This window comes from Streptomyces sp. NPDC033229 (genome assembly GCF_055576875.1).
In genome coordinates this window covers 1-12,705 of record NZ_JBVIQR010000028.1, presented here as the reverse complement: position 1 = coordinate 12,705, position 12,705 = coordinate 1, and the positions used below count along the sequence as shown (strand labels likewise).

Annotated in this window: 11 protein-coding genes and 2 tRNA genes; 8 read left to right on the top strand and 5 right to left on the bottom strand. The window is 68.2% G+C overall.

Translation table 11 applies throughout. The features are described 5' to 3' along the window. Positions 1 to 100 precede the first annotated feature (100 nt). Positions 101 to 1,243, bottom strand: a complete 1,143-nt coding sequence (locus ACZ53N_RS23625; protein ID WP_469142799.1) for an acyltransferase family protein — start codon at positions 1,241 to 1,243, stop codon at positions 101 to 103. A 256-nt stretch (positions 1,244 to 1,499) separates the two neighbouring features. Between ACZ53N_RS23625 and ACZ53N_RS23620 the strand changes: the two genes are divergently transcribed. After that, positions 1,500 to 1,697, top strand: coding sequence for a hypothetical protein (locus ACZ53N_RS23620; protein WP_469142875.1), 198 nt, complete (start codon positions 1,500 to 1,502; stop codon positions 1,695 to 1,697). Between the two features lie 96 nt (positions 1,698 to 1,793). Here the strand turns inward: ACZ53N_RS23620 and ACZ53N_RS23615 are convergent. After that, a tRNA-Gly gene (locus ACZ53N_RS23615) sits at positions 1,794 to 1,867 on the bottom strand. Positions 1,868 to 2,155: 288 nt separating this feature from the next. On the opposite strand from ACZ53N_RS23615, the gene ACZ53N_RS23610 reads away from it, so the two are divergent. The 5 genes from ACZ53N_RS23610 (at position 2,156) to clpX (ending at position 6,945) form a co-directional block, all read left to right on the top strand. Beyond that, a tRNA-Pro gene (locus ACZ53N_RS23610) sits at positions 2,156 to 2,232 on the top strand. Between the two features lie 256 nt (positions 2,233 to 2,488). Then, on the top strand, positions 2,489 to 3,874 hold the full coding sequence (gene tig, locus ACZ53N_RS23605) for a trigger factor (protein WP_469142798.1): 1,386 nt from the start codon (positions 2,489 to 2,491) through the stop codon (positions 3,872 to 3,874). A gap of 289 nt (positions 3,875 to 4,163) precedes the next feature. Continuing rightward, positions 4,164 to 4,781 (top strand): ATP-dependent Clp protease proteolytic subunit, encoded by a 618-nt coding sequence (locus ACZ53N_RS23600; protein ID WP_437114136.1) that lies wholly within the window; start codon positions 4,164 to 4,166, stop codon positions 4,779 to 4,781. 56 nt (positions 4,782 to 4,837) lie between these two features. After that, the gene (locus ACZ53N_RS23595) at positions 4,838 to 5,506 is read left to right on the top strand and encodes an ATP-dependent Clp protease proteolytic subunit (protein ID WP_130877735.1); all 669 of its coding nucleotides are present in this window, start codon (positions 4,838 to 4,840) and stop codon (positions 5,504 to 5,506) included. Positions 5,507 to 5,658: 152 nt separating this feature from the next. Further along, on the top strand, positions 5,659 to 6,945 hold the full coding sequence (gene clpX, locus ACZ53N_RS23590) for an ATP-dependent Clp protease ATP-binding subunit ClpX (protein ID WP_365370604.1): 1,287 nt from the start codon (positions 5,659 to 5,661) through the stop codon (positions 6,943 to 6,945). A 72-nt stretch (positions 6,946 to 7,017) separates the two neighbouring features. Here clpX and ACZ53N_RS23585 read toward each other — a convergent pair whose 3' ends face one another. After that, positions 7,018 to 7,371, bottom strand: a complete 354-nt coding sequence (locus ACZ53N_RS23585) for a hypothetical protein (RefSeq protein WP_469142797.1) — start codon at positions 7,369 to 7,371, stop codon at positions 7,018 to 7,020. On the opposite strand from ACZ53N_RS23585, the gene ACZ53N_RS23580 reads away from it, so the two are divergent. Next, positions 7,360 to 7,635: a hypothetical protein gene (locus ACZ53N_RS23580; protein WP_469142796.1), complete on the top strand. Its 276-nt coding sequence runs from the start codon at positions 7,360 to 7,362 to the stop codon at positions 7,633 to 7,635. The genes ACZ53N_RS23585 and ACZ53N_RS23580 overlap by 12 nt on opposite strands. Here the strand turns inward: ACZ53N_RS23580 and ACZ53N_RS23575 are convergent. Continuing rightward, positions 7,625 to 8,578, bottom strand: coding sequence for a hypothetical protein (locus ACZ53N_RS23575; RefSeq protein WP_469142795.1), 954 nt, complete (start codon positions 8,576 to 8,578; stop codon positions 7,625 to 7,627). The genes ACZ53N_RS23580 and ACZ53N_RS23575 overlap by 11 nt on opposite strands. A gap of 117 nt (positions 8,579 to 8,695) precedes the next feature. After that, positions 8,696 to 9,616 carry a hypothetical protein gene (locus tag ACZ53N_RS23570; RefSeq protein ID WP_469142794.1) on the bottom strand — a complete coding sequence of 307 codons (921 nt, stop codon included), beginning with the start codon at positions 9,614 to 9,616 and terminating at the stop codon, positions 8,696 to 8,698. Between the two features lie 133 nt (positions 9,617 to 9,749). Between ACZ53N_RS23570 and ACZ53N_RS23565 the strand changes: the two genes are divergently transcribed. Next, the gene (locus ACZ53N_RS23565) at positions 9,750 to 12,386 is read left to right on the top strand and encodes a valine--tRNA ligase (protein WP_469142793.1); all 2,637 of its coding nucleotides are present in this window, start codon (positions 9,750 to 9,752) and stop codon (positions 12,384 to 12,386) included. The last annotated feature ends 319 nt before the right edge of the window (positions 12,387 to 12,705 follow it).

The following is a 12,705-nucleotide window of genomic DNA, read 5'->3' as shown; positions in this document are numbered from 1 at the left end:
CCTGTTTGTTTTTTTTGGCTCCCCCCCCCCCCACCCCCCCCTTTCTTGTTTTTCACCCCCGCGCCCGCAGGGCGCTCGCCGCCGCAGGCGGCCGGGGCTCTTACGCCTTGGGGTCCTGCGAGCGTGTCGCGGAAGCCTTCGTGTCCTTGACGAAGGCCCACTCCATCCTCGGCTCCATCGCGAACCGGAAAACCTTCCGCACCGGCTTGCTGCACAGCACGGTCATCATGGCGATCGCGAGCAGCGTCACGACGACCTCGCCCACCGGCTGCCGGATCCACGCGTACGCGTCGTACCACTCCCACCAGCGCGACAGCTTGATCAGGAAGCCGTGCAGCAGATACCCGTACAGGGTCCCCGCGCCGAGCGCCGTGAACCACATCGTCCGCCCGGGCACCCAGGCGAAGAAGCAGGCGATCAGCACGGCCGCGCAGGCGAAGAGCGCGAGCTGCATCACGGGCGCGGCCCACAGCGGTGCGTCGAGCTCCTGGACGCTGTCGTTGTGGTAGAACCACGCGGTGTCCATGGTCGGCGCCAGCCAGTAGGCGACCGCGACCGCGCCCGCGAAGACCGGTACCGCGGCGATCCGCACCCAGCGCCTGCGCACGAGGTGGAAGTGTTCGGACTTCATGTGCAGCCCGATCACGAAGAACGGCAGGAACTGCATCACCCGTTGGAGGTCGAAGTCGGTGCCGACCTCGGGGGAAAGCTCGGCGAGGATCGCGATGACGAAGGCGACCGGCACCGGCCAGCGGATCAGTTTCCAGACCGGGGTGGTCAGCCGCCAGACGAACAGCGCGGCCAGGAACCAGTTCAGATACCAGGGATTGAGCAGCGAGATCGGCTCGTCGGGCGCGTCGTCCTCCGCCCAGTGCTGGAAGAACGTGTACGCGACCTCGAAGATCAGGTACGGCACGACGACGCCCGTGAGGAGTCGCTTGAGCTTGGCGGGGCTCAGATCGAAGCCACGGGAGAAGTAGCCGGAGATCAGGATGAAGGCCGGCATGTGGAACGCGTACACCGTCATGTACAGCGCCGTCGCCGCCCGGCCGCCGTGGGTGAGCGGTTCCCAGGCGTGCCCCAGCGCGACCAGGACGATCGCCAGGTACTTCGCGTTGTCGAAGAAGGGGTCACGCCGCGGGGCGGGGGCCGGGACGGGCGCCGATATCGGCGCTGCGCCCGACCGGGAGGCGACGGAAGCGGAGGCCACGGGGTGCGCGGGAGGCGTGGCGGTGGGGGACATTCGAGGCACCCTAGCGGCGGAACCGGAACGCGTAAAACCTTGCCTGTACGTACGCACACGGCCCATGGCTTACCTCCGCGATACTCGGCAAACCGTCCCAAAAGCCACCTCGGTCGCCCCGTGGTGATTCCGCTGGCGAATCGTCACGCCGCCCCACTGGAGGCCGAGTTGATGGCACGATGGTTGCCGAGCGGGGTCCGGGGGGCACCATGTCCTCCAGGGGGCGGCCAAGGATTCGACCGAGGGGTGATCAGTTGTGACCACCGTTTCACTGTCTGTGGTGTTACTGCTGGCGATCATCCTGGTGGTGATGTACCGCGCGGGCAACATCAAGGCCGGCCCGGCGATCGTCGCCGTACTCTTCGGCTTCTTCCTCAAGAACACGAGCATGGCGGAGCCGATCCAGCGGTTCCTCAACTCGATCGCCGAGACGATCAACAACATCAGATTCTGACCGCGGGCGCGTCGAGCCGCGGGCGTGTCGAACCGTGCCGGCGGGCAGCCCGGCGGGGCATGCGAAACGCCCCCGGCCGAAGCCGAGGGCGTGCGCTGGAGCGGGCGACGGGAATCGAACCCGCGTAGCCAGTTTGGAAGACTGGGGCTCTACCATTGAGCTACGCCCGCCGGGTCGGTACTCCGCCGGTGCGGCGAGGACCGCGGTCATCGTATCAGGGGTGAGGGGCGAGGTGTTGTGGCCCTCGGTGGCCGGGGATCGACGGCGTCAGGACCCCGCCCCGGTTGTCCGGAACGACTCGCCGACGACCGCGGCCGACCGCTCGCGGCCCGCTCGTGGCCCGATCTTCAATCGGCCATCACCCGCCCCCACCGCCACCCTGGACCCACCGGGATGACCTGCGCGGAAATCGCGTGCACCAAGGGGCCTTCGGGCATGTACCCTACGTCTCGCACCGACGGGGTGTGGCGCAGCTTGGTAGCGCGTCCGCTTTGGGAGCGGAAGGTCGTCGGTTCGAATCCGGCCACCCCGACCAGCACGACATGTTTCCGGGTTTCCCGGTTTCTTGGGATCGCTCGCCGATTCCGGATGTTTTCCGGTGTTTTCCGGAGCGTCCAGAGGCTTTCCGGCGCGTCCCGCTCGTCTGTACGCGCCGCACGGCCAAGATCACATTGTGGGGCTCAACCTGCTTGCGGTTACTATGCAAGCTGCGCGCCTGTGTGTCTCTCTGCCGGGCGCGGAGCGCTGAACCTCAGCGGAAACCAAGCAGTCAGCCCCAAGGAGACCGAACCGTGAAGAGCGCCGTGGAGACCCTGAACCCGACTCGGGTTCGGCTCACTGTCGAGGTGCCCTTCGAGGAGCTCAAGGCCAGCCTCGACGCGGCGTACAAGAAGATCAACCAGCAGGTCACGGTGAAGGGCTTCCGTCAGGGCAAGATCCCGGCCCGCGTCATCGACCAGCGGTTCGGCCGTGGTGCGGTGCTGGAGGAGGCCGTCAACGACGCGCTGCCGAAGTTCTACACCGAGGCGGTCAACGAGGCCGACCTGAACCCGCTGGGCCAGCCCGAGGTGGACATCACGGAGCTGAAGGACGGCGAGCTGCTGGCCTTCACCGCCGAGGTGGACATCCGCCCGGCCCTCGAGATCCCGGACTACTCCGGCATCGAGGTCACCGTCGACGCCGTCGAGGTGTCGGATGAGGACGTCGAGAAGTCGCTCGAGCAGCTCCGTGACCGCTTCGCCACCACCTCCCCGGTCGAGCGCGCCGCCGCCGAGGGCGACATCGTCACCGTCGACCTGGAGGCCAAGGTCGACGGCGAGGTGCTGGAGGACGGCGTCGCCACCGGCGTCGACTACACCATCGGTTCCGGCCAGCTCCTGGACGGCATCGACGAGGCCGTGACCGGCCTCGAGGCCGGTGGCACCGCCACCTTCACCTCCGAGCTCAAGGGCGGCAGCGCCGAGGGCAAGGAGGCCGAGGTCACGGTCGTCGTCACCGCCGTCAAGGCCCGCGAACTGCCCGAGCTGGACGACGACTTCGCCCAGCTGGCGAGCGAGTTCGACACGCTCGAGGAGCTGCGCGCGGACAGCGTGAAGCGCCTCGGCCGGATGAAGAAGTACGACCAGGCCACCCAGGCCCAGGAGAAGGTGCTCGAGGAGCTGCTGAAGCTCGTCGAGGTCCCGATGCCCGAGAAGCTTCTCGAGGACGAGGTCAACACCCGCAAGCACAACCTGGAGCACCACCAGCTCGGCCAGATGGGCCTGGACCTGGCGAAGTACCTGGAGATCCAGGGCAAGTCCGCCGAGGAGTTCGACACCGAGCTCAAGGAGCAGGCCGAGAAGGGCATCAAGACCCAGTTCGTCCTCGACGAGATCGTCAACAAGGAGAAGCTGTCGGTCGGCCAGGAGGAGCTCACCGAGCACCTCATGCGCCGTGCGCAGTCCTCCGGCATGAGCCCGGACCAGTTCGCCCAGGCCGTCGTCGAGGGTGGCCAGGTGCCGATGCTCGTCGGTGAGGTCGCCCGCGGCAAGGCTCTCGCCACCGTCGTCGAGGCCGCCACGGTCAAGGACGCCAACGGCGAGGTCGTCGACCTGGACGACGACGAGGACGAGACCGCCGAGACGGTCCCGGCCACCACCGAGATGGCCGAGGCCGCCGAGGAGAAGACCGAGGCCTGATCCCGGCCTCTGCGCAGCCCGCAGAACCCCTTACGGACGGGCCCGTACGTGTTTCGCACGTACGGGCCCGTCCGTGGTCTCCGGGGCCTGTCAGGGCCCGGAGGAACCTGCGCTCAGAGCGAACAGTTCCTGATGCGGGATGGCGCCCGCCGGGCAGCGCGTTAGGGTCCGTAGATACGAGGGCAGGGGAGACGTTGGAGCGGGCCGGGCAGACTGGCCGCGCCACCCCCGACCTCAGGTAGAAGACGCGGAGACGGCCCGTTGCCGTCAGAGACGAGCAGGTGGATACGTGACGAATCTGATGCCTTCCGCCGCCGGTGAGATTGCCTTCGGTGGTGGCCTCGGCGACCAGGTCTACAACCGGCTGCTCGGGGAGCGGATCATCTTCCTCGGCCAGCAGGTCGACGACGAGATCGCGAACAAGATCTGTGCGCAGCTGCTGCTGCTGGCCGCGGAGCCGGACAAGGACATTTACCTTTACATCAACTCGCCCGGTGGCTCGGTGACCGCCGGCTTCGCGATCTACGACACCATGCGTTACATCAAGAACGACGTGGTCACGATCGCGATGGGCCTCGCGGCCTCCATGGGGCAGTTCCTGCTGACCGCGGGCACCCCCGGCAAGCGCTTCGCGCTGCCGAACTCGGACATCCTCATGCACCAGGGCTCCGCGGGCCTCGGCGGCACCGCCTCGGACATCAAGATCCAGGCCGAGCAGCTGCTCCGCACGAAGAAGCGCATGGCGCAGATCACCGCGGAGCACACCGGCCAGACCGTGGAGACGATCATCCGCGACGGTGACCGTGACCGTTGGTTCACCGCGGAGGAGGCCAAGGAGTACGGGATCATCGACGAGATCATCACCTACGCCTCCGGCGTTCCGGGCGGCGGCGGCACCGGGGCCTGATACCCCCCGGCAGCACTGCCTCGAAGCCGAATCCCAGCCCACCGATCGCCATCAGGATGGTGAACACCCGCATGAACAACTTCCCCGGCAGCGGCCTCTACACCGGCCCGCAGGCCGAAGCCCGCTACGTCGTGCCGCGCTTTGTGGAGCGCACCTCCCAGGGCGTCCGTGAGTACGACCCGTACGCGAAGCTCTTCGAGGAGCGCGTGATCTTCCTGGGCGTCCAGGTCGACGACGCCTCCGCCAACGACGTCATGGCGCAGCTGCTGTGCCTGGAGTCGATGGACCCCGACCGTGACATCTCGATCTACATCAACTCGCCGGGCGGCTCGTTCACCGCGCTGACCGCGATCTACGACACGATGCAGTTCGTGAAGCCCGACATCCAGACCGTCTGCATGGGCCAGGCCGCCTCCGCGGCCGCGATCCTGCTGGCCGCCGGTACCCCCGGCAAGCGGATGGCACTGCCGAACGCGCGCGTCCTGATCCACCAGCCGTCCAGCCAGACGGGCCGTGAGCAGCTCTCCGACCTGGAGATCGCGGCGAACGAGATCATGCGCATGCGTACGCAGCTCGAGGAGATGCTGGCGAAGCACTCCAGCACGCCGATCGAGAAGATCCGTGACGACATCGAGCGCGACAAGATCCTCACTGCCGAGGACGCGCTCGCGTACGGTCTGGTCGACCAGATCGTTTCGACGCGTAAGACGTCTGTTTCGGTCTGAGTTCCGGTCCGGGATCCGTTGTCGGGTGGCAACCCCCTTGGACCGAGTAGGTCCAAGGGGGGCCCGCACAGGGGGCCCGGCAAGGTACCGTCGATAGGCAAGCACCCGGGTTCGCAGAGCAAGGCGGATCCCAGGCGAAGGGGAAGCACCTCGTGGCACGCATCGGTGACGGCGGCGACCTGCTCAAGTGCTCGTTCTGCGGCAAGAGCCAGAAGCAGGTGAAGAAGCTCATCGCGGGTCCTGGTGTGTACATCTGCGACGAGTGCATCGACCTCTGCAACGAGATCATCGAGGAAGAGCTCGCGGAGACCTCCGAGGTGCGCTGGGAGGAGCTCCCCAAGCCCCGCGAGATCTACGAGTTCCTCGAAGGCTATGTAGTGGGCCAGGAGGCCGCGAAGAAGGCCCTCTCCGTCGCGGTCTACAACCACTACAAGCGCGTGCAGGCCGGCGAGAACGCCGGAAGCCGCGACGACGGCATCGAGTTGGCGAAGTCCAACATCCTGCTGCTCGGCCCCACGGGCTCCGGCAAGACCCTGCTCGCGCAGACGCTCGCCCGGATGCTCAACGTCCCGTTCGCCATCGCCGACGCCACCGCGCTGACGGAGGCGGGCTATGTGGGCGAGGACGTCGAGAACATCCTGTTGAAGCTGATCCAGGCCGCTGACTACGACGTCAAGAAGGCCGAGACCGGCATCATCTACATCGATGAGATCGACAAGGTCGCCCGAAAGAGCGAAAATCCGTCGATCACACGAGACGTCTCCGGCGAGGGCGTCCAGCAGGCCCTGCTGAAGATCCTGGAAGGCACGACGGCCTCCGTCCCGCCGCAGGGCGGCCGCAAGCACCCGCACCAGGAGTTCATCCAGATCGACACGACGAACGTCCTGTTCATCGTGGGCGGCGCCTTCTCCGGCCTGGAGAAGATCATCGAGTCGCGGGCCGGCGCCAAGGGCATCGGCTTCGGCGCCACGATCCGCTCCAAGCGCGAGATCGAGGCCAGCGACCAGTTCCAGGAGGTCATGCCGGAGGACCTGGTGAAGTTCGGGATGATCCCCGAATTCATCGGCCGCCTCCCGGTCATCACCTCCGTCCACAACCTGGACCGCGAGGCCCTCCTCCAGATCCTCGTCGAGCCGCGCAACGCCCTGGTGAAGCAGTACCAGCGGCTGTTCGAACTCGACGGCGTGGAGCTGGACTTCGACCGCCCGGCCCTGGAGGCCATCGCCGACCAGGCCATCCTCCGTGGCACGGGCGCGCGAGGCCTGCGCGCCATCATGGAAGAGGTCCTGATGTCGGTGATGTACGAGGTCCCGTCCCGCAAGGACGTCGCCCGCGTCGTCATCACCGAAGACGTCGTCCACTCGAACGTCAACCCCACCCTGGTGCCGCGCGAGCCCCGCATCGTGGGCAAGGACGAACGGCACGAGAAGAGCGCGTAGCGCGCTGTTTTTCGCACACGTGAAAGGGGGCGCCCGGCCTGTTGGCCGGGCGCCCCCTTTTTTTTGCCTGGATCAGGCGGACTTGCGTACGTCCCGGTGGATGCCTGCCGTGGTCTTCGCGAAGGCCGCGAGGTCCACGGAGTCCGCCGAGCGTCGTCCGGGATCGAAGTCGATGACCAGCATCGCGTCCGACTCCTCCGCCCACGCGCAGGCCGGGGCGTAGGCGCGGTCGTACATCTTCACGAGCTCACAGGCGATGGTTGGGCCGTCGGGGCCGTCCGGTGTGAAGGCGCGTCGCCCGCCCGCCACGGACGGCTTTCCCGGGCCGCTCTCGAAGCCCTTGAACATGCCGTCCAGGACGGCGTCCGGTTCGCCGATACCGCCGTACGCGCCCGACAGCGACAGCGTCACGGCGTGGTCGGCCACCCGCTGGTAGCGGCCCAGTACGGAAACGGCGCCCTCGGGCATGCCGCCCTGGACGCCGAGTCCCTCCTTCTCCAGCTCCTTCGTCCCGGCGTCGAGCCGGTACGCCCCGCCGACCAGTGTCGGCGGGGTGACGAGACTGACCCCCGGGCCGCCGTCGCCCGGGACGAGCAGCAGGACGGCAGCGACGACGGCCGCCGCGACGCCGAGTACGACGGCCGCGGCGGGGACGAGGAGCCGGCGCCCGGTCAGCGGGCTACTTCTTGATTTCCTGGCGCGACTCGGTGCGCACCTTGGCCGTGGCCTCGGACATTTCCTGGGCGGACATCACGTTGCCGGTGGAGGCGCTCGACCCATAGGGAGAGCTGGACTTCGAGACCGCGTGCCGGACAACGCCCACGGCGCTGGAGTCACCCCAAACGCAGACGCTGACCTCGGCAGAGCCGCTCATGGTGCCCATCGAGTAGGTGGACTTCTTGGTCTCACACTTCATGACCGCCCCGTCGAAGCCGCTCGGGGAGAACTCCTTCCAGGGCGCGACCGTCTCGATCTTCGCACCCTTGCTGGCGTTCTTCTTCTCGCCTTCATCCATCTTCGCGATCATGGCGTCGACGGTCTTCTGGGGATCGGCGAGATCGCCGTACGCACCCATCACCGAGAGAGTCTGCTTCTCCGCGTTGGAGTAGGTCGCCTTGACGCCGGTGCCGTTGGCGATGCCCATCTCCTTGGCGTCCTTGTCGTTGGCGATGTCCTCGGACTGCTTGCCCGCACCCAGCGTGCTCTTGGTGAACTTCCCGTCGAGGACCGTCTCCGGCAGCACCATCTTGTAAGGCGCCACCTCGCCACCGCTCCCGCCGCTCCCGCCCATGAAGAACACCGCGCCGCCCACGATGGCGCCCACCACGACCAGCGCACCGATCACGATGCCGATCGTCTTGCCCTTGCCGCCGCCCTGCGGGGGGACCGGCGGCGGGTACTGGCCCGGGACGCCCGGCTGTCCGTACGGCGGCTGCTGGCCGTACGGGCCCGGCTGCTGGGGGGCGCCGTACGGGGCCTGGGGCTGGCCGTAGGGGGGCTGCTGGCCGTAGGGGGCCGCGGGGGGCTGCTGGGGGTAGCCGTAGCCGGGCTGTCCGGGGGCGCCGCCCTGGCCGTACGGGTTGGGCTGCTGGGGCGGCTGCTGGCCGTACGGGCCCGGCTGGGGGTAGCTCATCGTGTCTCTCTTCGAATGCGGGGGGGCTCTCGCGTCAGATGCCCGTCATCCTTCCCGATGACTTACACGCGCTTTACCGCGGGGCCGCAACGGTTTCGGAACAGTTGACGTCCGCCGTCACCCGCCGGTCTCTACGCGTACGTCCTGGCGGAGCCTTGCCGTCCGGTTTGCCGCCTCCTCCAGGCCGAGGTCCTGGCCGCTCGCGAGCAGCGCCATGTCGAGGGCGAACACGGTGCCGATCGTGTGCTTGTCGGCCCAGATGCACAGCGGCATCTTCATGGTCCGCGCGCCCGAGTTGCTCCACTTGCTGATCTGGCACTTCATCACGGCGTCGGCGCCGAGCCCGTCCGGGGACATCCGTTGGGGCGTGCCCTCGAATTCGGTCTTCGCGTCGGGGTTCTTCTCGTTCGCGGTCGCCCTGGTCACGCTCAGGAACAGTCCGTCCACCATCACCTCGGGGCTTCGTACCTCATCGCCCCACGCGCCGGTGAACCTCAGCTGCTTCTGGGAGAGTTTGTCCTCACCGGACTTGTAAGCGCCCGAGACGCTCCGCGGGTTGGTGATTCCCAGGATCTTGAGATCGTCCAGCTCCTTCGAGCCGAACCCGCTCGCGGACTCGCCGGGGTCCTTCTTGTACTCGCCCGCCACCGTCTCGGGCGCGATGAGCTTGTAGCTCTTCCCGGCCGGGGTCGCGGGGGCGCCGGTGGAGGGGCTCGCCGGGGCGGTGGGCGAGGCCTTGCCGTCCGCCCGATGGTTCTTGTCCTTGTCGCCTCCCGTGAGGAGGACGATGCCGCCCACGATCGCGCCGACCAGGACGACCGCGCCGACCGCGAGGGCGATCGCCTTGCCCTTGCCGCCGCCCTGCGGAGGTATCGGGGGCGGATACGGGGGCGGCATGCCCGGCCCCCAGCCGCCCGGCTGCTGCTGGGGCTGGTACTGCGGCCCGCCGTAGCCGTACCCCGGCCGGCCGTACGGATCCGGCTGGGACGCCGGCTGCTGCGGTGGTGCCCCGTAAGGGCCGGGCTGGTGCTGGGTCATCGTTGCCGCCTGCGTCTACGGATGCGTCTTCGGAAGATCGGTTCGCGACATCCTTACGGATCGCCCGGCCGCGCCCTGCTCCGGGGCACAAACGGGTTCGTGAGCGGGCGGCCCGGCCCCGTAGAATCTCCCCGTGACCGAGAACACTCAGCAGAGCCCCGACCGCGGGCCGACGAACAGCAACCCCGAACTGCCGACCCAGTACGCGCCGGCCGAGGTAGAGGGGCCGCTGTACGAGCGCTGGGTAGAGCGGGGCTACTTCGAGGCCGACGCTTCGAGCGACAAAGAGCCGTACACCATCGTCATCCCGCCGCCGAACGTCACCGGCTCGCTCCACCTGGGCCACGCCTTCGAGCACACGCTGATCGACGCCCTGACCCGCCGCAAGCGGATGCAGGGGTACGAGGTGCTGTGGCAGCCCGGCATGGACCACGCCGGCATCGCCACGCAGAACGTCGTCGAGCGTGAGCTGGCCAAGGAGGGCAAGTCCCGTCACGACCTGGGCCGCGAGGCGTTCGTGGAGCGCGTGTGGCAGTGGAAGGCCGAGTCGGGTGGTCAGATCTCCGGGCAGATGCGTCGCCTCGGCGATGGCGTCGCCTGGTCCCGTGAGCGCTTCACCATGGACGAGGGCCTCTCCAAGGCCGTCCAGACGATCTTCAAGAAGCTCTACGACGACGAGCTGATCTACCGCGCCGAGCGCATCATCAACTGGTGCCCGCGCTGTCTGACCGCGATCTCCGACATCGAGGTCGAGTACCAGAACGACGAGGGCGAGCTCGTCTCGATCCGCTACGGATCCGGCGACGCGGAGATCGTCGTCGCCACGACCCGGGCCGAGACGATGCTCGGTGACACCGCCGTGGCCGTCCACCCCGACGACGAGCGGTACAAGCACCTGGTCGGCACCGAGATCGAGCTGCCGCTCACCGGCCGCCGGATCCCGGTCGTCGCCGACGAGCACGTCGACCCGGAGTTCGGCACGGGCGCCGTCAAGGTCACCCCGGCCCACGACCCCAACGACTTCGAGATCGGCCAGCGGCACGACCTGCCGTCGCTGACCGTCCTCGACGAGCGCGCCGTGATCACCGCGCACGGCCCCTTCCAGGGCCTGGACCGCCTGGAGGCCCGCTCCGCCATCGTCGCCGCCCTGCGCGCCGAGGGCCGGATCGTCGCCGAGAAGCGTCCGTACGAGCACTCCGTCGGCCACTGCTCGCGCTGCAAGACGACCATCGAGCCGCGCCTGTCCATGCAGTGGTGGGTCAAGGTCGGCCCGCTGGCCGAGGCCGCGAGCAAGGCGGTCAAGGACGGCGACGTCGCCATCCACCCGAAGGAGATGGAGTCCCGCTACTTCGGCTGGGTCGACAACCTCCACGACTGGTGCATCTCGCGCCAGCTGTGGTGGGGCCACCGCATTCCGGTCTGGTACGGGCCGAACGGTGAGATGGTCTGCGTCGGACCGGACGACGAGGCGCCCACGGGTGAGGGCTGGCACCAGGAGACCGACGTCCTGGACACCTGGTTCTCCTCCGGCCTGTGGCCCTTCTCCACGCTCGGCTGGCCCGAGAAGACCGAGAGCGTCGAGAAGTTCTACCCGAACTCCGTCCTGGTCACCGGCTACGACATCCTCTTCTTCTGGGTCGTCCGGATGATGATGTTCGGCATCTACGCCATGGACGGCACCCCGCCGTTCCACACCATCGCCCTGCACGGCATGGTCCGCGACCAGTTCGGCAAGAAGATGTCGAAGTCCTTCGGCAACGCGGTCAACCCGCTGGACTGGATGGACAAGTACGGCTCCGACGCCGTCCGGTTCACGCTCGCCCGTGGTGCCAACCCCGGCGTCGACGTGCCGATCGGCGAGGACTGGGTCCAGGGTTCGCGGAACTTCGCGAACAAGATCTGGAACGCCACGCGCTTCGCGATGATGAACGGTGCGACGATCGAGGGCGAGCTGCCGCCCGCCGAGCGGATGTCGGCCGCCGACCGGTGGATCCTCTCCCGGCTCAACGCGGTCGTCGCCGAGGTGGACGCGCTCTACGACGACTACCAGTTCGCGAAGCTCTCCGACGCGCTGTTCCACTTCGCGTGGGACGAGGTCTTCGACTGGTACGTCGAGCTGTCCAAGGCCACCTTCCAGAAGGGCGGTCCCGAGGCCGAGGCCTCGCGCCGCGTCCTGGGCGAGGTCCTGGACGTCACGCTGCGCCTGCTGCACCCGGTCGTCCCCTTCGTCACCGAGACGCTGTGGACCTCGCTGACCGGGCGCGAGTCCGTGGTCATCGCCGACTGGCCGGCCGACAGCGGCTTCCGGGACGCGGCGGCCGAGCGGGAGATCGCGACGGTCCAGCAGGTCGTCACCGAGGTCCGCCGCTTCCGTTCCGACCAGGGCCTCCAGCCGGGCCAGAAGGTCCCGGCCCGCCTGGACCTGACCGGCACGGCGCTGGCGGCTCACGAGGACGCGATGCGTTCGCTGCTGCGCCTCCAGCCGGCCGGTGAGGGCTTCGCCGCCACCGCCTCGCTCCCCGTCGCCGGCGCCACCGTCGCTCTCGACCTCTCGGGCACCATCGACGTCGAGGCCGAGCGCAAGCGGCTGACCAAGGCGCTGGCCGCCGCCGAGAAGGACAAGGCGCAGTCCACGGCCAAGCTCGGCAACGAGGCGTTCCTCGCCAAGGCCGCCGAGGTGGCCGTGGAGAAGATCCGCAAGCGGCTGGAGACGGCCGAGGCCGACATCGAGCGGCTCACCGCCCAGCTGGCGGGCCTGCCCAAGGCCTAGTCCGGTCCGGGTCCCACATGGGACCCCACGGCCCTTCCACAGGCCCCTCGTCCATCCGGTCGAGGGGCCTGTTCCGTCCCCGGCGGTCGCGCATGGGCCAGAACAGCACGTACGCCGTCGACACGGCCACGAAGGCGAGCCGGATCAGGCCCTTGACGGACTCGCCGGGCACGACGAAGACGCTGCCGTAGAGAACGATCAGCGCGATCCAGCTCCACCACGGCACTAGGGCGCGTATTCGGTTGTGATCAATTTGTGGGATTGGCCTTCGCGGCGGGGTCTGATCCGGTAAATCGTGTTGCGTGACGCGGATGCAACT

What these genes read in the sequence shown, in the direction of transcription:
- ACZ53N_RS23575 (WP_469142795.1), bottom strand. Translation starts at nt 8,578, where the DNA reads ATGAGCTACCCCCAGCCGGGCCCGTACGGCCAGCAGCCGCCCCAGCAG.
- ACZ53N_RS23570 (WP_469142794.1), bottom strand. Translation starts at nt 9,616, where the DNA reads ATGACCCAGCACCAGCCCGGCCCTTACGGGGCACCACCGCAGCAGCCG.
- ACZ53N_RS23625 (WP_469142799.1), bottom strand. Translation starts at nt 1,243, where the DNA reads ATGTCCCCCACCGCCACGCCTCCCGCGCACCCCGTGGCCTCCGCTTCC.
- ACZ53N_RS23595 (WP_130877735.1), top strand. Translation starts at nt 4,838, where the DNA reads ATGGTGAACACCCGCATGAACAACTTCCCCGGCAGCGGCCTCTACACC.